Source organism: Acinetobacter brisouisimilis (assembly GCF_000368265.1).
Classification (GTDB): domain Bacteria; phylum Pseudomonadota; class Gammaproteobacteria; order Pseudomonadales; family Moraxellaceae; genus Acinetobacter.
Map to the genome: position 1 here is coordinate 60,806 of NZ_KB851217.1, position 26,305 is coordinate 87,110.

Here is a 26,305-nt window from a genome sequence, read left to right on the forward strand (position 1 = left end):
GTGACCGAATCACGTGGTATAGCTAATCTAAACAAAAAAGTTACGGTTCAATTTAGGAACAAAATGATGATTGAAGCAGCAGACTTTAGAAATGCAATGTCTTCCTTAACCAGTGCAGTCAGTGTCGTAACCACGGCAGACATGTCTGATCGTTATGGATTCACTGCATCTGCCGTGTGTAGTGTTACGGATACACCACCGACATTGTTGGTCTGTATGAATAAATCTTCTCGGTCACATGAGCATTTTGTTGAAAATAAGATCTTAACCGTGAATGTTTTAGGTGCACAGCATGAGCATATTTCTAATGTGTTTGCATCGAAACTGAGTTCTGAAGAACGCTTTAAACATGGGACTTGGACAGAACTGGAAACAGGAGCACCTGTTTTAGAGGATGCTTTGGTGAGTTTTGATTGTGAGATTGATCAAATTCAAGAGGTTGGAACACATACGATTTTTATGTGTCGTGTTGTTGCGATTCAACAAAGTCAACAAGATCAAAGTTTAGTTTATTTTAATCGTGCTTATCATCAGGTGGGGCAAGCAGAAATTGCTTAAATCAGCTTTTGGCTATATCAAATTCTTAAGCCAGCACGCAGTAGAATGAATAATTTTTTAACAATAGACATCTGAGTGACTATGATTGTGACTTTTATTAATCTATGAATGGTCCATCATAAAAATGATACCGTCACCTGATTTGTATTCAAAAATACAGTATTGGGATGAGAAGGGGCGTCGGGGCTTTTTTAGATACAGATATTACAGGGTCACTTTCTGGCTGGATTTTTAGCCAGCCGCTAGAATTTTATGATATGGACTAGCTATACAGTAATTGTAAGTATAAACCATTAAATAAAAATGCATATTTGCCATGCGTTTTTCAGTACTGCATATCAGTTAGGTGACGTTGATCTGCTCATTTCTCTAGAGCATTCAAGAAATGAGCAGATGCAACAGTCCAACTTTATAGGAATCAAGTTTAACTACTATCTATATTATTGATACTTAACAGATCAATAATAATCTATATTCACCTTCGTTTTCAGCAGGTGCTCTATGGACACAGGGTAAGACCTGTTGCTTTGGATGATCTACTGCCAAGCGCCAAAGATGTCCAGAGCCCAAATTCACTGGTTTTGCATCAGGTTTTGGCTGGTAATGCAGATCAAAGAAATTATCTTCTAGGAAAGTTTCAAACTCAGCTTCTGGATCATCATGTAGTTTTTTGAGTTTTTCCCTGATTTCTGGAACCCAAATCATTTGCTCAACCTGATCATGAGGCAAAATATCACTTGCAGGGCCATGATAGGTACATAAAAAAGTATCCATTTCAATGGGGGAGCGATCAATATGATAGGAATACACATCTGTTGAAATGAAATCTAGCTCTTCATCCCGTTCATAACTTTTAAGTAAATTCAGAGAAGGCGATACTCCGAAATCAGTTAATAGCTGTAGATCACTTAAAATAATTTCTCTTGCTAGATTACCTTTTTCTGAAAGATGCAATGCTAAAAGATCTTCCACAGAAACTTCTGTAATATTTTCTTCTAAGTGAAGTTTTGCCACAATCTCTTTAAAATCACCAATCAAATTTCGATACCAGCAAATGGCGTTCATATCTCCTTGAAAATGCGAATTGACAAGTTCAGAGAAAGTAGAAACCACTTTAATTTGATTGTTGTCGGAAAGTGCATTCTTCACAATTATCAACCATTTTTAAAAGCTTGACTTTATCCCAAAAATTTACAGCTTGCTATAATTCAATTTTATAAGAGATACAAACATGAACAAAATGAAATAAAAGAAATTTTTATTATGGTTTGAAACTTTCTTTTATAAATGAATGGCCTTTTATAAAAACAGAGTAGGGTTGATACATCTATTGAAGTCCGACCATAGGTAATATTTCTCTATTTATTGACTATTACGATTTTTCCAATGGTTTTATTTGAAGCAATTAATTGATGAGCCTTTCTAATTTTTGATGCATTCATTGGGCTAAGTGAAGTTACTCTAGGCGATATAATCTTCTTTTGATCAATTAGTTCTGAAATATAATTTAAGATTTCGGACTGTTTCACCATATCATGGGTAGAAAAACTAGATCGAGTAAACATAAACTCCCAATGAAAGGACAAACTTTTTCTCATCAATAAATTAAAGTCCTGACTTTGAAGGAAAGGAACAATACTGCAAATTTTCCCAAAAGGTCGTGTAATACTCGGTAAAATATCAAAATAAGTATCAGGTGAGTTACAAATCAGAATATAGTCCACCTCTGGATAACCAATTTTTGATAATTGCGGTGCTAATTCCTGACTATGATCAATAACATGATCCGTACCTAATTTTAAGCACCATTCAGTGGTTTCCTTTCGAGATGTCGTAGCAATAATAGCTAAATTAGGAACAAGTTTAGCAAGTTGAATCGCCATAGAGCCAACACCACCAGCCGCACCAAGGATAAGTAGTGAAGATGTTGGCTTATTATGCTGTATGGTTAAATTGGTATTAATAGCGAGAGCTAATTTTTCAAATAGTGCCTCCCACGCAGTTAGTGAAACTAAGGGTAATGCTGCTGCATCTTCAATGCTAATAGTTTTGGGTTGAAATGCAACTAATCGAGAATCAATTGCATGATATGAACAGTTCCCACCTGAGCGGTTAATGTCACCTGCATAGTAAACAGCATCTCCGACCTGAAAAAGGCCTGAAACTTCATTACCTTTTTCAACAATTATTCCAGCCACATCCCAACCTAGGACATTTATCTGATTATCTTTTTTCTTTCTCAGTCGGGCACGCATATCTGCTGGATTAATAGAGACTGCTTCAACACGAACAATCACATCATGTGGCAGTGCTTTAGGGTATGGAACCTGAACATCCAGAAATGAATCTGGATTTTCAAGTTCCAAAGGATTACATATAGCAACTGCATGATTAAATTTACTATTCATTATGCTATCGATGTAAGAGGAAGTTTATGAGTAACGCTACAAATAATTTTGGTATTACCAAAAATTGAATAGATATCAGCTTTTCTCCAATCACCATCTGATGTTTTATAGCGTCTGACATTATCTAAACGTGTAAAAATCGGATGTGAATCATCAAGATTGGGCTTGTCTGAAAGAAAGAATATTTCTGTCTTTTTCATCCACAGGGTATTACTTTCTGCCCGACTAATTGAATCTAACTGATAAAGTAAAACTTGACCCAACTGCAAGCCTACGGAAAATAGACATGAAGTTGACCATGGCTCTATCTTTTCTTTCATGAGTTGATTATTGGTCACCAAAGCAGATGCTTTCATTTCATCGACATTAATCATCACATCATTAATATCCAATGGTGTTTTCAGGTCGACTGTAGGTGCTGAATAGTCAATCTTATTGAGATCACTAGAGTATCGAATTTCAATTCTCATATTAGAGATATCAATGTTCAAGGCATTGGTCTCTTGATTGATCTTGTCCATACTTCCATGAATATTGATCTGATCAAAATCAGACTCCACTGGGCTTTTGCCTGCCCTAATGATCATCTTATAAATGAGACTCTTATAAGAAATTTTAGGCAAGTTACTATAGACGGTCTGAATAAGATGATCAAAAGTGAGTAAAGACAATTCAATAATATCAATCGTACTTAAATGTGGTTTTTGATTACCATTGCTTTTAATAGACCAAGTTTGAGGCAATACAACTCGACCAAAACAAGAGAATTTTAAGATATTCAGATCATTAGGCTCGCTAGAAAAATCATAGATTGCATGATTGCTATTGAGATAGCCTACTCCAAAATAACGTGTCTTTTTATCACCTAAAAATTCATCAACATCTTTAAAAAATGATAAGTTCATTATCTCCCCCTATTTATCTAAGAATTTTTTCTTGCTTTTATATAGATACTTACATAATGAGTGTTTTATATTTTTGATTTGCAACTTCTATAGATTCTTGGATACTCTTTACAGGCTTAATTTTTAAAAGTTCTGCAATAGCATCCGCACGTTCTTCCAGACTTCCACCAATAATGTGATATTTCATATCCAGCTCGTCAAATGTATCTTTTAAAAGCTCATCTGAAGCAGAACGAAATAACTCATTTACAGGTCGATGACCATCTTTTGCCAGTGATAGCTCATTGGGTAAATGAATAAAAAGGTCAAAAGAATCTTGTACATGGCGCTTAAATACTTTTCCTAGCTCACTCATAATATTTTCAAAATAAGCCAGCTCGGTGGTTTTTGAAACAGTTTCATTGTCTTTTAAGTGAATCGACTGATTAGGATTCATCCCATATTTAACACGTACACTACCGTAGATCCATTCTTGTAAAGAACAGCCATCTGATATGAAACGATCTTTGAGCTTATATTCATGAATAACTCGATCCATATGACGAGTAATGATCATCTGAATCAATTGAGGAGATGTGACTTCTTCTAATGTTTTTCCTGGTGCAGCAAAAGGTAGGATCTCCCGCATCGTTCTCGCTTCTGTACGAGGCAAATTTAAATATTCGCTGATAATTAAGGAGGTTAGCGTTTTACCTGATGAATATGTTCCCGTTAAACCAATCCGCATTTGTATAACCTTATAGCATTTATTATTAGATTGAATTTTTGAAGCCTATTAGCGTTCTAACAGACTTCATGGTTGATTTGTTGTTATTAGGCAATTAGTTTTTCAAGATCATCAATCACTTCACCTTTTGTTTTTTCATAGTCATTATTTAAAACGGTAGGTGAAATATGAATGGTTTCAATATCTGTAATACCAATAAATTTTAGCCAATCTTGTAAATAAGGTGTCGCAAAGTCAGAACCAAAGTTTTCTGGGATACCTTCGTAGTACACACCACTCGCAATGACAAGGTAAGCCTTTTTGCCTGTTAATAAGCCAGAATATCCATGATTCATGTCAAAGCCAAATGACCAACCAGGTTGGGTGACCACATCAATCAGCTGTTTTAAAATATAGGGAATATTGTTATTCCATAATGGAACGTTGAAGACATAAATATCTGCTGAGGCAAAGCGATCATAGACAGCTTTAATTTCTGTCCATGCTGCCTTTTCTGTAGAGTTTGCATCTTGACCTGTAAATAATGCCATTTTTGCACCAACAGCATTTTTATCGAATGCAGGAAGAGCTTCTGCAAATAGGTCAAATTCATCAATGACCAAATCAGGATGCTTGTCTTGAAGTTTGGCAATCACCTGTTTAGCAATCAATAAAGATTGACTATTTTCTCCGCGAGTTGATGAATTGATGTGTAATAGTTTCATAATATCCTCTGGATTTCACACATTAAAAAAGATTAAATTTTTATTTGTATTCATTTTTATCATTTATGAATAGTAAATTTTTACGCTACTTGAAGTGCTCTTCCACACAAGGCAGTTGTTTGATTCTTGTTCTGATGTAAATCCCAAAATTGATCAGCAACAGTTTTTGGCGAAATTGTATAAAGCTTACTTTCGGCCCCAGGAGTACCTTCCACAAATCCATTCACAATGGCTTGACCTACATAGATCTGTGAACTTTTCAAGGAAAGTGCCAGTAAATTTGTAGTTTTATATTGTGAGGTCGCTGCAATTGATAAGGCCGCATATTCTTTAGCAATCTGGTCAACTTCATTCAAATCAAGAGCAAAGACACCATTTGTTGACAAAACACTCCCTTTATTATTTTTCAAGTCATCCATACAAGCTTGAACAGTAGCGATATAACTTGAGACGCGTAAGTGAAAACTTTTCGTGAGATCAAAAGGATTTATCGTAAGTAAATCACCTTCAATATCATGGAATGCATTCCAGTGAATATTCTTAATTTCACCAAACTTATTTTTAATTTGATGAATAAGCTCAGGAATATTTTCCGTTTGGCTTAAATCACTACAAAAAAAATGGGCATCGATATTTGCTAATCTAAGTTCTAATACTTGTTCTTCTAATTTTTTTTTATCACGAGCAACCAACCCAACGATATAGCCTTCTTGACCAAATCGATAAGCCAGCGCTCTAGAAATACCTAGCCCATAGCCGAAAATTATAATATTGTTTTTCATTATAAAGTTCCAAAAATTCCAACGAATTAGTTGGATATGTGCTTTATAATATATTTTTTTATGGTTTGCAAGAGGAAAAATTATGCCTTGGGATACAGAAGGGACCAAACAGAAGATTTTGGATGCAGCTGTAAGCGAGTTTGCAAAGCATGGGCCAGATGGCACAACGATTGACAAAATTGCAAAAATTGCGGGGGTAAATAAAGAAAGAATTTATAATTATTTTGGTGCTAAAAGAGAGTTATTTGATGCTGTTTTGCGCAATGAATTGGTTAAAGTTGCCAAATTAGTGCCTATTCAATCCATATCAGAACAAGACTTATCTGAATATGCGGGGCGGGCTTATGATTATCATTGTGAACATCCTGAACTTAGTCGTTTATTACTTTGGGAGGGATTAATTTATGATGGAGAAGTCCCAAATGAAGACATTCGCAGAAAAAATTATGATTATAAAATTCAGGCAGTTTCTGAGGCACAGCAACAAGGAAAAGTAACCGATAGTATTGAACCAAGCTATTTAGCATTTTTGATTTTAGCAATTGCAAATAGTTGGTTTATGTTGCCTCAAGTTGCGAGAATGTTTACTCCATTAGAGGACATGGGGAATCATGAAAAACGCAGAGAAATGATTATTAAAGCAACCAAACGATTGATTTCAAAGTAGGTATTTTTGATAAATTAAGCTAGTTGGAATCAGTGAAAAATAGTTGAGAATAACTTTTGGATTTTGCGCTAGCTAATATTCAACAACAGCTTGAAAAATCAGAGTAATTAAGCCAACGTCATATTTCTCTCTGCCAAGAAACTGAGTATAGAAATAACAATCCAGTAGCGAAATTAAATTCTGTGTTTAACTTAGAAATATCGGTATAGGCCATTCTGGTTTCAGAATAACACCTTTGATTTATTTATATGAGTTCAGACTTAATTTCTTCTGATACTGATCTAAAATGGGAATTTATTGATGCGGCACATGTACATGCTCATCAACATACTTGAGGAATCAAAGCCCAAGCTAGTTCAAAATACATCGTTAGAAATAGCTCAAAAATTCATTGAGCCGTTGATGCCAAGAATAATCCTAAATAGTGAGTAGCCACCAAAATTCTAGACTCACATATCTATATTTTGATCGGGCTTTGCATAATCTAACCGAGTTTTAGAAATGGACAGGCAGATTGAAATTTAATAAATTCTAATTCTCACCTTGCATCTGGGTTTTTCTGAATATATTTTAAGCATATGATTTTTAATATTTTAATTTATTTTTTAATTTAAAATATTTTTTGTTAAAATCAATAACTTAAATATTTTTGCAACAAAACCGTTAAAATATAGTCGTTCGGCTGACATATAATTTTGAACGACCTCATACAATTACATAAAATGATATGTGAATCTCACAGAGGGATATTATGCCTAAATCATCTCGTGACTTATTTTCACTGGATGTATTCGACCTTAAGTCGTTTATTTCTCCTTATATGATGATTTTTCCTCCGACGATTTTTGCCTTACTGATCTGGTGGACCAATAAAAGTTTTGGTTTCATATTCACACATACAGTGGCGGAACTCATTTCAATTATTATCGCACTCACTGCTCTTATTGTGACCTTGGTTTCACGACATTTTACTAAAAATTATTTTGTAGTTTTTATTGCGATCGCCATTGGATGGTGTGGATTTATTGATTTGTTTCATACCCTACTTTACAAAGGTATGCATATCTTTCCAGTGAGCAGCGCTAATCAGGCAGTACAGCTATGGATTGGTGCCCGACTGTTGCAGGCCTTTGCGATGCTTGCATCACCATTCATGTTGACTCGGCTCATCAAACCAGTCCAACTCAATTTGTTTTTTGGTCTGTTGAGTATTGCGATTGTCACAGCGGTGATGCAAGGTTTTTTCCCAATAGCTTTTATTGAGGGACAGGGACTGACACCTTTTAAAATCTATAGCGAATATCTCATTATTGGGATCTTAGCGATTGCTCTAGTTTTAGTTTGGAAACGCCGAAAATACTTATCGGTGCAACTGACATTTGGCGTTTGCCTCTCCATGCTCACTATGATGGCCTCTGAATTTGCCTTTACCCAATATGTTTCCGTATATGCAGATGTGAACCTATTGGGCCATATTCTGAAAGTTTATTCTTACTGGTTTATGTATCTTGCGCTAGTAGAATCGACGATTAAAGAGCCTTTCAGCATGCTATCAAAGGCGGCTAGCACCTATGATACCATTCCAGATCCCACCTATATTGTAAATTCCAGCCAAACGATTCAGCAGGCAAATTTGGCAGCAGGTCGAGCACACGGTACATCTGCAGCACAACTCACTGGGTTGTCAGCGCATGAATTATTGCATGACCCGAATGTACCAGTAATGGACTGTCCAATCTGCTCTCAGTTAGATCAAAATCCTAAAGAGTTTTTAGCTCAGTTAGTTCTGCCCAATAACAAAACCATAGAGTGTCATGTGGCACCTTTTACAGAACGCCTAGGCAAAAAACCTGTCTGGGTCATGGTGGTACGAGACATTACAGAGCGTCAACTTTTACTGCAAAGCGTTCAGAAACGTGTAACAGAAGTACGTTGTCTGAACCAGATCAATCAACTCTGTAACAATACCCATATCAGCATGACTGAATTGTTGAATAAAGCATTGGAAATCATTCCTTCTGGCTTTTCCTCTCCAGAACAGGTTTATCTGCAGATTAACAGTGAATGGGGTATTTTTGGCGCAGATACTCCTCTGCAAACATCATGTCTGCAGTCAGTATTTGCCAATGATACCAAGCGATTCGGAACCTTAACTGTCTGGTATAATCAGACACAGAGTACACTAGCCTTTCTGCCTGAAGAACAACGTTTAATTGACCATATTACTAGTCAAATCACCGACGTTCATACCCGACTAAAATCACAGGGCCGTGTAGCACGTTTGACTTATCTCTATCGTTTGCTCAGTGAAACCAATCGGGTAATTGCCCATAGTCAGAATCAACATGATATGTTTGCAGAATTACAGCAGGTTCTGCTACAGCTTGGCAGTTTTGATAAAATTTTGATTGCACTTAAAGTTGATGATCAAGCTGATAGTCCATTGCTAGTTCAGTTCCACCATAATATTGCAGAGAACATGCTAGAAATCTTGTATAAAGTATTACAGCAGGACGAAAATCCTCCGCTGAAGCAAGTAAAAAATACAAGTTCAGATGTAGATGTTTATACCTATAATCTGCTCAGTCCCCCTCATAAATATTTTACTCCAGAATATAAAATGTGGAGACAATATTTAAACCAAGAGCAGGTGCGCCAGGTCGCATTGACCCCTTTGTTGCTTAAAGGCCATTTCTTGGGAATGGTTGGACTGTATACTACAGGTCAGGTTGAATTTGATGAAGAACAGATTCAATTATTGCAAAACCTCTCTAGAGATATTTCATCTGCACTAGAACGGTTTTCAGCGGAACAGCATCGTAAAATTGCTGAAACTTATTCACAGCAGATGGAGAACCGTTTTCAGCAAGTCTTTTTGCAGTCTCCTGTACCAATGCAGATTATTTCTATACAAGATGAACATATTCTAGCTGTCAATCTAGCCTATGAAAAATGGCTAGGATATAACCTCGAAGATTTTCAAAATCGGGAAGTTTGGCTGAAAGAAGTAGCACCCAATGAAGAACAAAAACAGCTCATACAACAGAGTTGGGAAGAAGCCTTGCAGTTAGCGAAGAATGGCAAACAAGTAAAGCTTCCTGAAGTTACCTTAATTGCAAAAGATGGTAGCCAACGCATCGCACAGCGCACGCTGGAGATTGTCGGCAATGATGTGATTCTCGCTTGGATCGATCTGACAATAATCCGAAAAACTGAGCAGGCATTAAAAGACAGCGAGCAGCGTTTCCGTGGTATGGTGGAACAAACCTTGGTCGGGATGTATGTACTGCGAGACAATCGCTATCTCTACGTCAACCCAAGTTATGCCGAAATGCTGGGTAGGTCTTCCACAGAACTCACCGATCATAATTTCCTTGAATTTACTAATGCTACAGCAGAAAATATTGAACGAATTCATCAGACTAATGATCAATTTCAGGTCACAATTCATCTGAATATTCCCTATACAGTTCCTGTGCAACATAAAAATGGGCAGATACGAGAATTTGCTTTGCATGCCCGTAGCATCATTTGGGATGATGGCTTACCTGCAGCGATTGTGATGGCTCAGGACATTACCGAACAAAAACAGGCTGAAGAGCAAATTGCTAGGCAGGTTAAACAGCTAGAAGCGACGATGTATGGCACATTACGGGCAGTCTCAACCATGATGGAAATGCGTGACCCCTATACTGCAGGTCATGAATACCGTGTTGGACTGATTGCCAGTGCGATTGCCAAAGAAATGGGATGGGATGAAAAGCGTTGCTTCCAAATGGAGGAAATTGGACTCGTGCATGATATTGGTAAAATTTCCATCCCTTCCGAAATTCTAACCAAACCTTCACGTTTGAGTTATTTAGAAATGGAAATGATGAAAGGTCATGCGCAGGCTGGTTATGAAATTCTCAAGGATGTTCCCTTTAATATCCCGATCGCCGAAATTATTGGTCAACATCACGAACGGATGGATGGCTCTGGTTACCCTAAAGGCTTAAAAGGGGATGAGATTCGTCTTGAAGCACGTATTCTGGCAGTGGCCGACGTGATTGAATCCATGTCTACCCATCGTCCATACCGTGCTGCTTTAGGTGTGGATGCTGCCCTTGTAGAAATCTTGCATGGGCGTGGAACGGTTTATGATGCAGACGTTTGTGATGCAGCAGTACGCTTAATTAAGGAAAAAGGATACGTCCTGCCAATTTTCACCCAGTAAAATTTCTGGGTGATTTTTTTTATACTTTTATAAGTGCATAATGATGCAAATATTCATATTAAAAACAGAAAATGAGCATTGCTGATACTGCTTATTTGGAATGAATAACCGAGAAGCAGCTTTACGTACTCACAGTTAATCTCCGAATGCAATAATTGATACAACATTGCTAAAAACTGACAAATCGTGAAAAAAATAGCGAGAATACAAACACCTTAAACGGTTTCTAAAAAGTAGAGAAATATGAGGTTTATCTCAAGTAAAAATGTCCGTTTTTAGAATATTTACTTTTGCAATTTTCTTAGCAGACAGTTTGAGATGCTGGTCAATACTCGCATCTGGCTATACTGTGATTGATTGTTTTTTCGATGCTTTTAGTATGATCAGCATTTATTTGAATAAAAATCAGTAAGCTCAACAACCTTATTTCGACCTGTCCATTTGGCTTGGTAAAGTGCCTGATCGGCTTCATGCAGCAACTCTTCCAGTGTTGATGTTTTATGCGGCATATTCCAGCTAATGCCTATACTGATTTGAATAGAAATTTCCTGATCTTCTCCAACATAGAACTGTTTGTTTTCCAGATGAAAACGAATACGTTCAGCAACGCTAAAAGCTGATTCCCTACCGACATTATTGAGCATGATGGCGAATTCCTCCCCCCCCCAGTCTGCCGAAGATATCCGACTTGCGTAAATGTTCTTTAATCGTATTGGCACAAATCTGTAAGGCAAAGTCGCCAGCCTGATGACCGTAACGATCATTGATCGATTTAAAGTGATCAATGTCGAGCATTAAAATGGCAAAGGATTGTTGCTTTTGTTGGGCAGTGCTCATGGCATCTTTAACTGCCTGATAAAACTGGCGACGGTTAAAACTTTGTGTCAGTTCATCATGGCTGGCATTGTGTTTTAATTCCCGAATCAGTTTGCTGCGTACCGCATTGATGTTGGATACAGTGAGCGGTGCAAGTGCCATCATGATTGCACCCATGCGAATGGATAAAATGCTTGATAGATATCCCACACTATGCGAAATCAGATGCTGATGGCTGGTATGATAAATAATGACAGTACAAGCAATAGTATTAATCAGCGCCAGTGGGAAAGGTGCATAACTCAGCGCACACCAAATTAAGGCAGCAATCGGAAACAGTAAGGAGCCAGGACCTTGGTCATAATAGCTGATCAGTAAAGAACAGATTAAGGCAATCACTGGCAGCAAGGTACTCCATGGGAAATCTTGTGTTTTTAAACGCAGTAATGCTTGGATTAAAATCCTACGTGGTGGGTAGCTGATTATAAGAGGCAAAACCAAAATAGCATTTTGCATTTCTGCCGAAAACCAGTCGCTAAATTCATAAATAAACGGGTTCTGCATAAAGGTAGTGTTAACTAAAGGCACAACGCTGACGGCAAATAGTGCCCCTAATGCACTGCCCACCGCACAGAAGACCAGTAGAAATAAATATAAATATCCATAATGGGTTTTATGAATTTGTTCAGTAAAGTGACGGTAAAGCCATAAGACGATGGCCACATAAATCAGGTTAGCCATGGTCAGTACTGCGGTTAAAATAAAGGCTGAACCCGTGACCAAGTCTGCCAACATGTAGCCCGTAATCGCACCGAGCCATGCAAGTAGATGGCGCGTATGAGGAAAACGAATCAGCAACCCCAGTAGCACCGAATTGGCGGGCCAGAAAGAAGCCAGAAAATCGACTGGACGGGTGGCAATACCTAACAGGCAAAAGGCAAGAATAACAATCGCAAAAATGGCAAAATGCAGCAAAGCAGTATGATGACTCAATGGGCGAATCGACTTGGGCACTGCAATATCCTTTAAAGCCTTTGGCTGGCCTGTATAATGTACAGGAATGAAGAAAATTCAAACCATCCAGCAATGCTGTGTGAAGTCCGTTTTCTGCAAGCGATTGCAGATGATGCTAAAATTTCCGCCTGCATTTTAAGAGGTTTTACTGATCATTAAAAGTTCAAAATGTCATAGAAAAAGCAAAAAATAAGAAAAAATGATCATTTATGAGTGAGTTTATTAAAGTGTCTAACTTTTGGGATGAGAATAGGTGTCCAAGTCGTTATGGATTTTACACTAATGTCGAGTTGAAATGATGAATGCTCGATATGCCATGAGGGCCTAGATTTCCCCCGTAACCTATCCTAAAAATCATTCTTTTCATACATGTGCGACATACGTTTTTGCTTTGTTTCTAAGTAACCTTTATTAAAAATATTTAAACCTACAGTTAAAGGAACGCGCTCAACTACATTGATATCTAAATCTTCCAATGCATTGATTTTAAGTTGGTTATTCGTAATTAGCCTTGCCTCTTTAACTTGTAGATAATCTAGCATAACAGCGCACATGTCATACTGACGAGCATCAGCAGGTAAGTTTAATAACAAGTTTGCATCAAGAGTATCGTGCCCTTGATCTTGAAGCGCATATGCACGAATTTTATTGGTTAGTCCTATTCCACGGCCTTCTTGACGTAAATATAAAATTACACCTTGCCCTTCATCATTAATCATTTTCATTGCTGAATGTAATTGTGGACCACAGTCACACTTTAATGAACCAAAAGCATCGCCAGTTAAACATTCAGAATGCATTCTGACCAAAACAGGTCTTGTCGGAGTAGTCTCTAGCCCTTTAGCAAGAGCAACATGTTCTTCACCAGTGCTTTGATCCTGAAATGCTATAATTTCAAAATTGCCAAAAGCAGTAGGTAATTTAGATTTAGAAATGAATTTGATAGCCACTGATTTATCCAATGATATTTTAAATGCCAGTAAAAAATACTATTTGCAAAAAATAAAAGATATTTAATATCAATTACATAATGCAATTAGATTAAAATCTAGTAAGTATTACCATATTTCATATGACTCAGAATAATTTAAGCATTTCTTTAAAAGATGAAATTTCGATTTTGATAATAGTTGTTGATGAGTGAATTTTATGTGAAACCCTAAATAACTTTGACAACATTTCCAGAAATATCCAGATCAGGCGAAACATATGATTTATAGAGGTCATTTCAATCTAGCAATCTCTATAAATCACACACCTTATCAAGTTAAAGAATGTATATTAAACATCCAAAGTATTAATCTTTGTTTTGGAAAATAGGGGAAAGAATTTTTTATCAGCTCCCATTAGGCGTAAGTGCCCAACGATTACATCTGAAATCACATATTCAACTAAGCCTTCTAATGAAATTTCACCGTGTTCGGCTTGTTCTTTGAGAAGCTGTGCTTGTTCTAATAAATGTGCATGTTGCTCAACATGATGCTGTAACTCTTTATAGTCAAATTGCGCTAAAATAATTTCTTCATGTGCAAAATGATGAGCCACGTCATCTAATAACTGATCAAGTGCATCCATCGCTTCTGTTTGTCTCTTATCAGACTGTGCAGATAATTGCAGAAGCTGGCTCGCTTTTTTGAATATTTTCTGATGTTCTGCATCAATATCCGACTGACCGCATATGAATTCATCACGCCAAATTAATTCAACAATATGAGGAATTATTTCCTTAGCTGGATTCTTAAATAGCTCAATTTTATTACGACCGCCTTTTTTGGCATAGTACATTGCCTCATCACCAAATCGTAACAAATCTCGTGAGTTATCAGCATTTTCAGGGTACATGACTATACCGATACTCGATGAAATGTTTAATGTAATGCCCGTCTTCATGACAAAAGGTTGCTCAAGTTCAAGACGGATTTTTTCTGCAATATTTAAAGCATGTTCAGCAATTTTTGCATCTGGAAGTAAAACAACAAATTCATCTCCACCCACTCGGGCCACGGTATCTGTTTTCCTGAGTACAGACAGCATACGCTGTGCAACTTGTTTTAATAGCCAGTCACCAGCCGCATGGCCATACTGATCATTTACTGGTTTGAACTTATCAAGGTCAATAAAGAGCATCGCCATTCTAGAATGTAATCTTTGACAGGAGCTAATGAGCTGCTGCAAACGATCTTCAAGCATTCGTCGATTAGGTAAATTCGTCAGACGATCATAGAAAGCCATATTCCTGATAATAGCTTCTGCAGCTTTACGTTCAGAAATATCTCTTGAACCGCCGATAATCTGAATCGGCTCACCTTTATCATTCAATATCATATTGAATGCCGTTTCTACAGGAATAGCATGTCCATCCTTATGTAATACTTCGAGTTCTATTGAACCAATTCGGGCGGTTTTATCACCATCTGCGAGGCGTTTTAAATGTGCTTTTAAAGCTTCTTGCATAGCTGCAAGCATATTTGGAGTGAATGTTCGATATATTGAATGCTCCATGACTTCTTCAGCTTCCCATCCCCGTAAATATTTGACTGATGGGCTGACATAACTGAACCGTAGGCTAGGCAGCTCTAGTACCCAGATCACATCGGTACTGTTATGAGCAATTAATTGATACAAATGCTGTGTTTCTAACAGGGCTTCAGTTAATCGTGACCGCTCTATCACCAACTGAGCTAACTGCGCATAGTCTTCTAATAATGAAATCTGTGCTGCCGTTGGTACAGCTACATGTCGCAAATAAATTGCAAAAGTTCCTAAAACTTTTCCTGCAGCATTTTTAATGGGTTGAGACCAGCACGCTCGTAATCCGTTCATCAAGGCATCCTCACGAAAGGCTGCCCAATAGGGATGGGTTGAAATATCATCAACAATGACAGGCTCTCCGCGATATGCGGCTGTTCCACACGATCCTATTCCTTCACCAATAGGAACTCTGGAAATTTTCTCTACCCAATCTCGAGGTAAACTCGGAGCGGCACCATGAATAAGATATTTATTATTTTTATCGACAAGTAATACGGAACTGTAGGTTCCTAAATGACAATCTTCAATGCTGGTCATCATTTCATCAAGAATAACTTTCATTGGTAGGTTTTCACCTAGCTTCTTCAAAACCAAATTATTGAGCCACAAATAATGATTTCTGTGAGATAGCTCAAGTTCAGTATGTTTACGCTCTGTTATATCTCGACTTACGGCCAACATGCTGAAAACTGATTCATTTTTATTATTTAATTTCACTGGTGTTGCATGGCATTCTAACCAACGCTTAGTTTTCTTCGCACCTAAAATTGAAAATTCGAGTACCCCAGATTGTCCTTTATAAACTTTTTGGCTTAATATTTTAAAATCTTCCTTAAAATTATCTTCAATAAAATTAAGAACTCCTACATTTCTAATTTGAGCAATATCCTCAACCTCAAAACAGCTTAGACCTGCAGGATTGATCTCTTCAAGATGATGATCATGATCAATGATCATGACACATTCTGGTTCCGCTTCAAGAATGGACTGTAAAAACTGATTTTTTTGTTTCACTATCGCATTGGCTTGGTGAATCTCAGTCACGTCATTAAATACAATCATGATGACTTTTTCATTTTTATACTGATCAATCACAGCCAGATCAACCAGCACATCTCGCTGAAAGCCATCTTTACATTGAATCGTTCTTTCTAGTTTAGAAAGGGTCTTTTGACCATATAAAAACAAGGGCAAGTTGAGCTTCCAGAAGTCTCTCACTGCGCTTTTGTACTGAATATCCAGGTAAGCATTTTCAAACCAGGCCTCTAAACCAGGGATATCTTCGGCAGAATAACCAAAGACTTTAGTAAATGCTGGATTCAGATAGACAATTTTTTCCTGACTATTGACCAACATCTTGGGTACAGGTGAAGCATCAATAATCTTTTTTTCACGTGCTTCTATTCGAACCAAATCTGCCATATTGCTTTTGAGCTGCTGTTTTAGTTCATCATTAATTTTATTGAGCTCAAGCTGACGGTTTTGTTCAGATAACTTATCCAAACCATGCGTAATCAAAGTTGAAATGGATTTCACATAAAGTTCAGTGATTGACTGACTTCTTTTCAAAGAGATTATTGGCAATTTTTGAATAGATGCGAGATAGTCTTCAGGATTAAAACCTAATTCTAACGCTTGCGAATGAAATGCTTCTAAATTAGGCAGCTCTGTAAAAAATTGGCCAGTAACGATATTAGCCACATGCTCACCATTTACAAAAATTGGAGCGGCTGTTTTCACTAACCCATTTGCACAATGATAAACTGTATATTTTTCATTTTTAGTCATCTGCTGTACGAGTACATCGTCATTTTCCAGACAACAAGAAGAGCATGTTTTTATACTTTTATGATATAATTTGGCACAGAGATCTTGCCGACCAGTCTGAACAACAACATTACCTGCCATATCAACAACAGCATTCGCAACGCCAATCGCTTGATAAAAGCTATCCATTAAATCCTGAATTTTATCCTTTCCAACAAATTCAATCACTTCATTGAATGACACATGCATATTCTGGTTTCTCTCATGTCTGATTAATCTTCATTCATGAAGTAAATCGAGGTTGAATTAGTACGTGTTAACAAATTATCATCACTAACCATAACAAACATCAAGAATTTGGTCTAATTGATTAGCATAACATCCTATGTAAAACAGACAATTAAGTGACTAAATTGATTGTAATCGCACCTGTTCACATGGTTCGACTTTTTAGTTATGATTAAGCTACAATCAATAAGTTGCTAAAAGTCATTTTTATACTGATACTTTAATTAGCTGTGACTCTTCATATAAGAAAAAATGATGGATTTCTAAAATAAGTTTGGGAGAGCTATATGACAAGTAAAGTTAATGATCATGATACCCAGTATATTTTTGATTTGATTGGTCTACATACCGAACTAAAAACGATCTTGTATGCGATTATCAAGTGGCTTGAAAATCGCATCACCAATGCGATCGTTTCTATCGTATTGTTTTCAGAAACAGAGCAGAACCTACACATTATTAATGGTGGCACCTACTTCACGACACAAGATAAAAAAATTTTAGAGCATTTTAGAATCAGTCCAGATGTTACCATTTATGGAAAGATCAATTTTAATCACCTTACTTCGGTTATTCATGAAAATTTTAAGTCAGACCCAAACTGGGTTTCAGCCCAAAATTTAATTCAAGAAAAAAATATGACTGCCTGCTGGTCAACCCCTGTTATTAACGCTCAGGGCGTTTTATATGGCACGTTTGAAACTTATTATTATCAACCTAAAAAACTAACTGATGAAAGCATACGGTTACTTCATCGGGCAGCAGCATTAATCACTTTAGCACTTGATTTGCAGAATGAACGCCAACGACGTTTGGCTATAAATGACAAGCATGATTCATTTTTCAAGCATCATCCTGATGGATGTTTTGAATTAGATTTCGAAGGTAATTTCGTTAGTGTAAACCTTGCCTCATTGCAACTTACTGGTTTCTCAGAAGAAAAAATTTGGGGAATACATTACAGCCACTGGATACACCCTGAATATCAATCAATTGCAAAGTCCGCTTTTAATCAGACACTCCAAGGAAAGACACAGCATTTTGAACTACAGACCTACCCAAATGCATATGGCAAAACTTACTGGCTCAATCTGACCTGTTTACCCATTATGCAAGACAAACAAGTCACAGGGATATTCTGTATTGCTCAAGATGTTACAACTCGGCATATCACAGAGAATAATTTGCGCTTGCTAAAACGAGGTGTATCAGCGAGTCCAAACGGTATAATTATGACCGATGCTGATGCTGATATGCCGATTGTCTATGTAAACCCCGCATTTCTGAACATAACGGGCTATACAGAAGCAGAAGTTCTTGGCAAAAATTGTCGGTTTCTTCAGGGTGCAGATACAGATCCATCGGCTATTCGTAAAATTAGACATGCACTCAGAGAAAAACATGAAATAGAAGTGACATTAAAAAACTATCGTAAAGATGGGAGTAGTTTTTGGAATAAATTAATATTAGCTCCAGTTTTGGATGAATTAGGAAATTGCACTCATTTTGTTGGAATTCAACAAGATGTTACAAAACAGCGGATACAGGAAGAACATATTGCCCATTTGCATACTCATGACACTTTAACAAATCTACCCAATCGCCAATACTTTGAAACACAATTACAAAGATCGTTTGAGCATGTAAAAAACACTCAACACCCTTTATTTATTCTCTACATTGACCTTGATGATTTTAGGCTTTTAAATGATAGCTTAGGCTATTTCATAGGTGATCAATTAATTAAAGCCGTGTCTATCCGAATGCAAAGCCTCATGCAAGAGAAAGATCTCTTGGCACGTTTTGCGGGTGATGAGTTTATCGTTATGCTGACACAATTTAATGAAAAGCAGGATGTCATTCAATTTGTAGAAAACACACTCTCCTTATTATCAAAGCCATTTTATATTGCAAAAGAGAAAATTTATATTACTGCCAGTATTGGCATTATAGATAATACAGCCAATACACAACATCCAAACGATCTATTGCATCATTCTGAATTGGCAATGAACGAAGCAAAAAGACGAGGGCGAAATACATGGCATTGGTATGAAGCGGATAAGAAAAATTTAAATCAAATTAATTATCTTAGTTTACGCAATGACCTGATAGATGCTTTGAAAGAAAAGCAATTTAAAATCTATTATCAACCTCTCGTTGATCCGTTAACAGGACAAGTTAAAGCAGTTGAAGCTTTAATCCGTTGGGAACATCCACAAAAGGGGCTCATGTCACCAGACACTTTCATCCCATTTGCCGAAAGAACGGGGCAAATTGTGGCAATTGGTCAATGGATACTTCAGCAGGCCTGTTTGGATATTGCTAACTGGAACATACGAAATAATACTGCCTTACATGTTGCAGTGAACATTTCTCCTTTACAATTTCGTCGTAATGGTTTTCTGCATGAACTGCAAAAAGCATTATCAGCCAGCAATTTACCAGCAAACTTACTCAAAATTGAAGTCATTGAGAGTATGCTCATCGCAGAAGCTGATAGGTCGATAGAAATTTTGAAAACTATCCGCTCTTTAGGAATTCAAGTTGCAATCGACGATTTTGGTACGGGCTATTCTAGTTTGAGTTATTTAAGACGCCTTCCTGCCAACCAAATAAAGCTAGATCGAAGTTTTATCAAACATATTCCCCATAACAGTCAGGATGCCGCTATTGTTCAAGCGATTATCACGCTTGCTCATCAGCTTGGACTAGAAGTTGTTGCTGAAGGAGTAGAAACAGCTGATCAGGCTATATTTTTAACTCAAAATGGTTGTGACATGCTACAAGGGTATTATTATGCTCATCCGAGCCCTCTTGAGAATTTAAAAACAAGTTATTCTCCATCGTAATGCTGCTCTCTTAACCCGAATTCGATGAAATTCGGTCAAGGCTTAACAGGTTTTTAAAGTAAACCATGAGCCTGTGCGAATTAGAGAAAGAAAAATTTCATAGATAACGACTTATTTGATGATTTGGTTGCTTCGATGAAAGAAGCAGGAGCGATCAGGCGTAAAAAGATCAAGGTAAGATGCAGGAAAGATCCTAAACTAATTGTGCTCTTTTTCATATAAGCTGTATTATACTAATTTAAATAAAATTAAAGAGATAGGATGATGCAAGTAAGAAAACTTTTAAAACAAGACTATAAGAACTGGCTAAGCCTTTGGGAAGGATATCAGAACTTTTATAAGGTAAATTTAACATCAGAGCTTTCTCAATTAACGTTTAATCGTCTTCTAGATGAATGCGAAGAGATGGGATGTTTTGTACTTGAGGCAGATAAAGAGTTAATTGGGCTAGTACATTATATTTTTCATCGTAGTACTTGGACAGAAGGGAATTACTGTTATCTTCAAGACCTATTTGTAAAAACAGATAATCGTGCCAAAGGCTGCGGGAAAATTTTGATAGAAGCAGTATATGCCGAAGCTCATCAGAAAAATTGTTCTCGAGTCTATTGGTTAACTCAAGAAACCAACTACCAAGCAAGAATCTTATATGATCAGGTAGCGGTCAATGCTGGTTTTATTCAATATCGAAAAAATATAGCTTAGTAAAATGCAGTTTTTAACATCCGCATTTCACATGATTCGTATTCTATCTTAGAAAATTTAACTTCTGGTTATGATATTAGTGTCATAAGCAAAATCTTTATTAGGATTTAGTTGTTCACTTACATCCATGGTACTTTAAAAATTGCACATATGGTCACTAAGCCATAATGAATTCAAGCGCCATCAGATGCTCAAAATGTGGCTGTAATTAGAGATAGTCCTCAACTTGAGAAATATCCTGATAACTTGTCACCCAAAAGGGCAACCATTAGTCATGATACAACAGTTTATGCATACACGAAATCAGGTAACTAACGGCATTCCGATTGGATAAATGAGCCATCTTGACAGAATAAAAAATATTTGGCAGTTCTTGAAATGCAGTAATGTTCGAGTTGTAGCCATACGTAGGCTGTAATTTTAAACCTTCCTGATCTAACACTATGTAACTTATTTTAATCGACCCAAATAGTAGATTTGGCATCATCTGACTGCTGCAAATGCTCAAACCCTGCATCATTCAATTTAATTTTAACTTGTTCGGTGAATGCTGCTGTTTTAGTGGTCAATTGTTGAACCTTTCTCCCTTTTCTTGTGCGTCATAATTTACAAATGAATATGTAACAAACTTCCGAAAATGCCTATTTTGAGGATGTAATAGAAAGAAACTGCATATTTGCAAAAGTATGAGCTTTTACTTACGGATTACGTTCAAAACTACATTTCTCCTTAAAAATCAGCCTATGCAGAAATGCTGAAAACTGTGGATTACATACCTTTATCATGTTGAAAAACATCTATTTTTTAGACATTTATTTTTAATTTAACCTACTGTTTTTATTAATTGACTCAATATATTAGATTATTTTTATTTTGATCAACTAAGCTAACTTACAATATTTTTTGGGTATTCAAACCACGATTTATTTTGGGCCACAAGGCATGTGGTTAGGCAAGACTTGCGGCAACTTTCAGCTATTTTGTGTAGACGGCACTAAACACAGACCGTTTGTGCATGCACATGATGGGTCTGACATTTATTAATTAATTGCACACCAGTAACTTGTTGAATCTGTTCAAAACTCACACCATCCGCAAGTTCGATCAACTCAACACCCTGAGCAGTAATATCTATTACACCAAGATCGGTAATAATTCGGCTAACCACAGATTTACCAGTGAGGGGCAGGCTACATTGCTTGACGATCTTTGGCGTCCCATCCTTGGCGCAGTGCTCCATCAAAACGACGACTTTCTGTACGCCAGCCACCAGATCCATTGCTCCCCCCATACCTTTAACCTTTTTACCCGGAATCATCCAGTTCGCCAGATCACCAGTTTCAGAGACTTCCATTGCACCCAGAATTGCGATATTGACATGTCCACCACGGATCATGGCAAACGATTCTGCACTGGAGAAAAATGAAGCACCTGGACTCGCAGTAACAGTCTGTTTACCCGCATTGATCAAGTCGGCATCCACTGTTTTAGCAGTAGGAAACTCACCTATGCCGAGTAAACCATTTTCTGACTGTAACCAGACATTAATGTTGGCAGGAATATAGTTAGCGACCAGAGTGGGTAGGCCAATCCCCAAATTGACGTAGAATCCATCTTGTAGTTCTTGTGCGGCACGTTGTGCCATTTCATTACGAGTCCAAGACATAATTACACAACCTCCGCTTTTAAAGTCATTTGTTCAATGCGTTTTTCAGGATTCGCATTCACGATAATACGATTGACATAAATGCCCGGTAAATGGATTTCATCTGGATCCAATTCTCCAATTTCGACCAGTTGCTCGACTTCTGCCACAGTCACTTTCCCAGCCATGGCACACATCGGGTTAAAATTACGTGCTGTTTTACGAAATACCAGATTACCGGCTTTATCTGCTTTATAAGCTTTGATAAGCGCCACATCTGCGGTTAAAGAATGTTCTAGAATATATTCTTTGCCGTCAAATTCACGCACTTCTTTACCTTCTGCAATTAAAGTGCCCACACCAGTCTGAGTAAAGAAAGCCGGGATACCTGCACCGCCAGCACGCAGCTTTTCTGCCAGTGTGCCTTGCGGAGTCAGTTCAACCTCAAGTTCGCCACTTAAATACTGGCGTTCAAACTCTTTATTCTCACCGACATACGACGAAATCATTTTTTTAATCTGTTTGGTTTCCAGTAAAAGCCCTAAACCAAAGCCATCGACACCAGCATTGTTGGAAATACAGGTTAGTTCTTTGGCACCAGTTTCTTTTAAGGCAGCAATCAAGGCTTCTGGAATCCCGCATAAGCCAAAACCACCCACTGCAAATGTTTGACCATCATTTACGATGTCTTGGAGTGCATCCGCTGCACTTTGAAATACTTTATTTGACATATTGTTTTCTCTACTTATTTTATTGTTCCAGCATTGTGCTGAGCATTTCCTCATCAATAACGGCTATGAGTACGAAACCGTATTGTTTAAGCGCAGCGAGTTTGCCAGTAAGCATTGGCATAATGGGATGGATTGTCTCGCTGTAGCACCTGACTAATATTCTGGCTCGCTTGCATCAGGGCCTCCAGATTCAGTCCGGTTTCAAATCCCATATGTGAGAGCAGGTAATATAGGTCCTCGGTAGAAACATTGCCTGATGCTCCTTTGGCATAAGGACAGCCTCCCAATCCGGCAATCGAGGAATCAAACACCCTGATTCCATGCTGCAAGGATTCATAAATATTGGCGATGGCCATGCCATAGGTATTATGAAAATGTCCAGCCAACACCGAAGCATCAAGCTCCGCCAGACAAGCCTGCCAGACTTTTTTCACCCGATCTGGGGTTGCTGTGCCAATGGTATCTCCGAGAGAGACTTCATAGCAGCCCATCTCATAGAGTTTTTTCACCACCTGTGCAACCTGACGAGGATCAATCGCGCCCTCATAAGGACAGTCAACCATACAAGAGACATAGCCACGCACACGGATATTACTGCTTTTGGCAGCCTGAAAAATATCGGCAAACTTGTCAAAACTTTCAGCAATCGAGCAGTTGATGTTTTTGTGGGTAAAGCTTTCTGATGCTGCGGTAAACACAGCAACTTCCTGACAATTAACCGCTTTGGCTGCTTCGAATCCCTTGATATTCGGCGTGAGCAGACTAAAGCTGATATCCGCATTTTGGGGTAACATCGCGTATAGTTCATCACTGTATGCCATCTGGGGTACCCATTTGGCAGAAACACAAGAACCCACTTCAATTGAACGCAGACCAGTTTTCATCAAATCAAGAATTAAGTCACAGCGTTGGCCAATCGTTAAAGGCTGTTTTTCATTTTGCAGGCCATCGCGTGGCCCGACTTCGACAATTTTGACAAATTCACTCATGCTACAGCCTCCTCAAAAGGCTGGAATTCCAAAAGTTCATCTCCAGCTTTGACTTGGTCTCCCACTTGGAAGTAAGCAGAGGTGATAATGCCATCACTTGGTGCTCGAATGGAGTATTCCATTTTCATCGCCTCCAGTGTCATTAACACGTCGTCTTTTTTCACCTCATCATTTGCTGTAAATAGCACTTGGGTAATCACGCCCGGCATAGGGGCTTTCAGGTTGCTATCATCTGTGCCGCTATCTTCTTGAGCATAATCTGGATCGATATATTCAAACTGATAACTTTGACCTGATTTAAACAGGGTGAAGTGTTGATCTTGCTGACTAAAAGCCAATTTTTGTTGTTGGTTATCCAGATGCACATGTACGGTATTTTGATCTAACAAGTTACCCGAAATTCGGTAAGATTGTTGCAGGTACTGGGCAGTAAAACCTTCTTCTTCTACAGTAAACTGTACTTTGATTGTCTCAGGACCATGTTTCAATTCGATATGATATTGACTACTGACATTTAAGCGCCAAAGTGGCTGTGCCTGCCAGACTGCTGAAACAGTTTGTGTGTTTTTCTTAAATAGTGTCAACAGTTCAATAAATGCAGCAAAGATCACAAGTTTAGCATCAATCTTTAGCGCTATATTGAATAGGAAATTATGCTCGCGCTGGATAAGGTTCGTGTCTAGTTTTGCTTGTTTGAAAGAATTACTGAGTACTAAACGGTCGAGAAAAGCAATGTTGTTGCCCAAGCCGTCTACATGAAACTGACTTAAGGCATGGTGCATCTGTATCAGTGCAGCCTCACGATTTTTGCCCCAAACGATTAATTTGGCAATCATCGGGTCATAATAGGTCGTGATTTCATCACCTTCAACAATTCCGCTATCAACACGAATCGCTGCATTTTGTTCAGGATAGTGTAGATAGCTGATTTTACCTATAGCAGGCAAGAACCCCTTTCCTGGTTCCTCCGCATAAACACGCGCCTCAATTGCATGACCATGAATCTGCAATTCATGTTGCTGTTTAGGTAAAGGTTCTCCAAAGGCAACGCGCAGTTGCCACTCTACCAAATCTTCACCCGTGATCATTTCTGTGACTGGATGTTCAACCTGCAAACGCGTATTCATTTCCATAAAATACGCTGTACCATCTTGCTCTACAATAAACTCGACTGTACCAGCACCAACATAATTTACGGCACGTGCCGCATCAATTGCAGCCTGACGCATGGTGGCTAGTTTATTGGACGGCATTTGTGGTGCAGGTGCTTCTTCCAGCACTTTCTGGTGGCGACGCTGTACTGAACAATCACGTTCAAACAAATGCACATAGTTGCCATGGGTATCACCAAATACTTGTACTTCAATATGACGCGGCTGTAGCACATAACGTTCAATTAATACATCATCATTACCAAAGCTGGATTTGGCTTCACTTTTACACGAGGAAAGGTGGCTCAAAAAATCTTCAGCGCGTTCCACAAGACGCATACCTTTACCACCACCGCCGGCACTGGCTTTGATCAGGACTGGATAACCGATCTGGTCAGCCTGTGCTTTCAGAAAAGCAGCATCTTGATTGTTTCCATGGTAGCCAGGGGTTAAAGGTACACCAGCTTTTTCCATCAGCGCTTTCGAGGTTGCTTTCAAACCCATTGCCAAAATTGCATCCACTGGCGGGCCAATAAACACGATATTATTTTTCTGGCAAGCAAGGGCAAACTGGTCATTTTCGGACAAAAAACCATATCCTGGATGGATGGCCTGTGCACCAGTATCTAGTGCCGCCTGAATAATTCGATTGATTTGTAAATAACTTTGTGTTGCAGGAGCCTGCCCAATATGTACAGCTTCATCAGCTAATTTGACATGTTGCGATTGTGCATCGGCATCTGAATAAACAGCCACTGTGGCGATTCCGAGTTTTTTCGCGGTACGGATCACACGGCAGGCAATTTCACCACGGTTAGCAATTAAAATTTTCTCAAACATATCCTTAT

The 26,305-nt window shown here is 38.0% G+C and carries 17 protein-coding genes and 2 pseudogenes; 6 read left to right on the forward strand and 13 right to left on the reverse strand.

The genetic code is table 11. From position 1 onward, the window contains the following. Nucleotides 1-66 precede the first annotated feature (66 nt). Nucleotides 67-558, forward strand: a complete 492-nt coding sequence (locus F975_RS01115) for a flavin reductase (RefSeq protein WP_004749579.1) — start codon at nucleotides 67-69, stop codon at nucleotides 556-558. A 450-nt stretch (nucleotides 559-1,008) separates the two neighbouring features. Here the strand turns inward: F975_RS01115 and F975_RS01120 are convergent, their stop codons facing one another. The 6 genes from F975_RS01120 to F975_RS01145 form a co-directional block, all read right to left on the reverse strand. Then, complete coding sequence (locus F975_RS01120) at nucleotides 1,009-1,707, reverse strand: hypothetical protein (RefSeq protein WP_004749580.1); 699 nt, start codon at nucleotides 1,705-1,707, stop codon at nucleotides 1,009-1,011. Nucleotides 1,708-1,916: 209 nt separating this feature from the next. Beyond that, entirely contained in the window at nucleotides 1,917-2,966 is a 1,050-nt protein-coding gene (locus F975_RS01125; RefSeq protein ID WP_004749581.1) for a zinc-binding alcohol dehydrogenase family protein, read from the reverse strand. Continuing rightward, nucleotides 2,966-3,871: an AvrD family protein gene (locus F975_RS01130; RefSeq protein WP_004749582.1), complete on the reverse strand. Its 906-nt coding sequence runs from the start codon at nucleotides 3,869-3,871 to the stop codon at nucleotides 2,966-2,968. The genes F975_RS01125 and F975_RS01130 overlap by 1 nt, the downstream gene beginning before the upstream one ends. A gap of 49 nt (nucleotides 3,872-3,920) precedes the next feature. Then, on the reverse strand, nucleotides 3,921-4,598 hold the full coding sequence (locus F975_RS01135) for an AAA family ATPase (protein WP_004749584.1): 678 nt from the start codon (nucleotides 4,596-4,598) through the stop codon (nucleotides 3,921-3,923). A gap of 86 nt (nucleotides 4,599-4,684) precedes the next feature. Next, nucleotides 4,685-5,302 (reverse strand): FMN-dependent NADH-azoreductase, encoded by a 618-nt coding sequence (locus F975_RS01140; RefSeq protein ID WP_004749586.1) that lies wholly within the window; start codon nucleotides 5,300-5,302, stop codon nucleotides 4,685-4,687. An 80-nt stretch (nucleotides 5,303-5,382) separates the two neighbouring features. Next, on the reverse strand, nucleotides 5,383-6,084 hold the full coding sequence (locus F975_RS01145; RefSeq protein WP_004749587.1) for an SDR family NAD(P)-dependent oxidoreductase: 702 nt from the start codon (nucleotides 6,082-6,084) through the stop codon (nucleotides 5,383-5,385). Between the two features lie 82 nt (nucleotides 6,085-6,166). On the opposite strand from F975_RS01145, the gene F975_RS01150 reads away from it, so the two are divergent. After that, nucleotides 6,167-6,751, forward strand: a complete 585-nt coding sequence (locus F975_RS01150) for a TetR/AcrR family transcriptional regulator (RefSeq protein WP_004749588.1) — start codon at nucleotides 6,167-6,169, stop codon at nucleotides 6,749-6,751. A 751-nt stretch (nucleotides 6,752-7,502) separates the two neighbouring features. After that, nucleotides 7,503-10,967 carry an MASE3 domain-containing protein gene (locus F975_RS01155; protein WP_004749589.1) on the forward strand — a complete coding sequence of 1,155 codons (3,465 nt, stop codon included), beginning with the start codon at nucleotides 7,503-7,505 and terminating at the stop codon, nucleotides 10,965-10,967. A 383-nt stretch (nucleotides 10,968-11,350) separates the two neighbouring features. Here F975_RS01155 and F975_RS01160 read toward each other — a convergent pair. From F975_RS01160 to F975_RS01170, 3 genes and pseudogenes are all read right to left on the reverse strand, one after another. After that, nucleotides 11,351-12,797 (reverse strand): annotated as a pseudogene (locus F975_RS01160) (GGDEF domain-containing protein). Nucleotides 12,798-13,144: 347 nt separating this feature from the next. Continuing rightward, nucleotides 13,145-13,747: a GTP cyclohydrolase II gene (ribA, locus tag F975_RS01165; protein WP_004749594.1), complete on the reverse strand. Its 603-nt coding sequence runs from the start codon at nucleotides 13,745-13,747 to the stop codon at nucleotides 13,145-13,147. A gap of 331 nt (nucleotides 13,748-14,078) precedes the next feature. After that, a complete protein-coding gene (locus F975_RS01170) occupies nucleotides 14,079-17,345 on the reverse strand; it encodes a diguanylate cyclase (protein WP_004749595.1) in 3,267 nt (1,088 codons plus the stop codon). A 326-nt stretch (nucleotides 17,346-17,671) separates the two neighbouring features. Between F975_RS01170 and F975_RS01175 the strand changes: the two genes are divergently transcribed. From F975_RS01175 to F975_RS01180, 3 genes and pseudogenes are all read left to right on the forward strand, one after another. After that, complete coding sequence (locus F975_RS01175; RefSeq protein WP_004749596.1) at nucleotides 17,672-20,236, forward strand: bifunctional diguanylate cyclase/phosphodiesterase; 2,565 nt, start codon at nucleotides 17,672-17,674, stop codon at nucleotides 20,234-20,236. A gap of 99 nt (nucleotides 20,237-20,335) precedes the next feature. Beyond that, nucleotides 20,336-20,437: pseudogene (locus F975_RS15675) on the forward strand (transcriptional regulator); the annotation flags it as partial. A 63-nt stretch (nucleotides 20,438-20,500) separates the two neighbouring features. Continuing rightward, entirely contained in the window at nucleotides 20,501-20,941 is a 441-nt protein-coding gene (locus F975_RS01180; protein ID WP_004749597.1) for a GNAT family N-acetyltransferase, read from the forward strand. 994 nt (nucleotides 20,942-21,935) lie between these two features. Here the strand turns inward: F975_RS01180 and F975_RS01185 are convergent. From F975_RS01185 to F975_RS01200, 4 genes are all read right to left on the reverse strand, one after another. Further along, nucleotides 21,936-22,607 (reverse strand): CoA transferase subunit B, encoded by a 672-nt coding sequence (locus F975_RS01185; protein WP_004749598.1) that lies wholly within the window; start codon nucleotides 22,605-22,607, stop codon nucleotides 21,936-21,938. A 2-nt stretch (nucleotides 22,608-22,609) separates the two neighbouring features. Continuing rightward, nucleotides 22,610-23,317 carry a CoA transferase subunit A gene (locus tag F975_RS01190; protein ID WP_004749599.1) on the reverse strand — a complete coding sequence of 236 codons (708 nt, stop codon included), beginning with the start codon at nucleotides 23,315-23,317 and terminating at the stop codon, nucleotides 22,610-22,612. Between the two features lie 86 nt (nucleotides 23,318-23,403). Beyond that, entirely contained in the window at nucleotides 23,404-24,306 is a 903-nt protein-coding gene (locus tag F975_RS01195; RefSeq protein ID WP_004749600.1) for a hydroxymethylglutaryl-CoA lyase, read from the reverse strand. Further along, complete coding sequence (locus F975_RS01200) at nucleotides 24,303-26,297, reverse strand: acetyl/propionyl/methylcrotonyl-CoA carboxylase subunit alpha (RefSeq protein WP_004749601.1); 1,995 nt, start codon at nucleotides 26,295-26,297, stop codon at nucleotides 24,303-24,305. The genes F975_RS01195 and F975_RS01200 overlap by 4 nt, the downstream gene beginning before the upstream one ends. Between the last annotated feature and the right edge of the window lie 8 nt (nucleotides 26,298-26,305).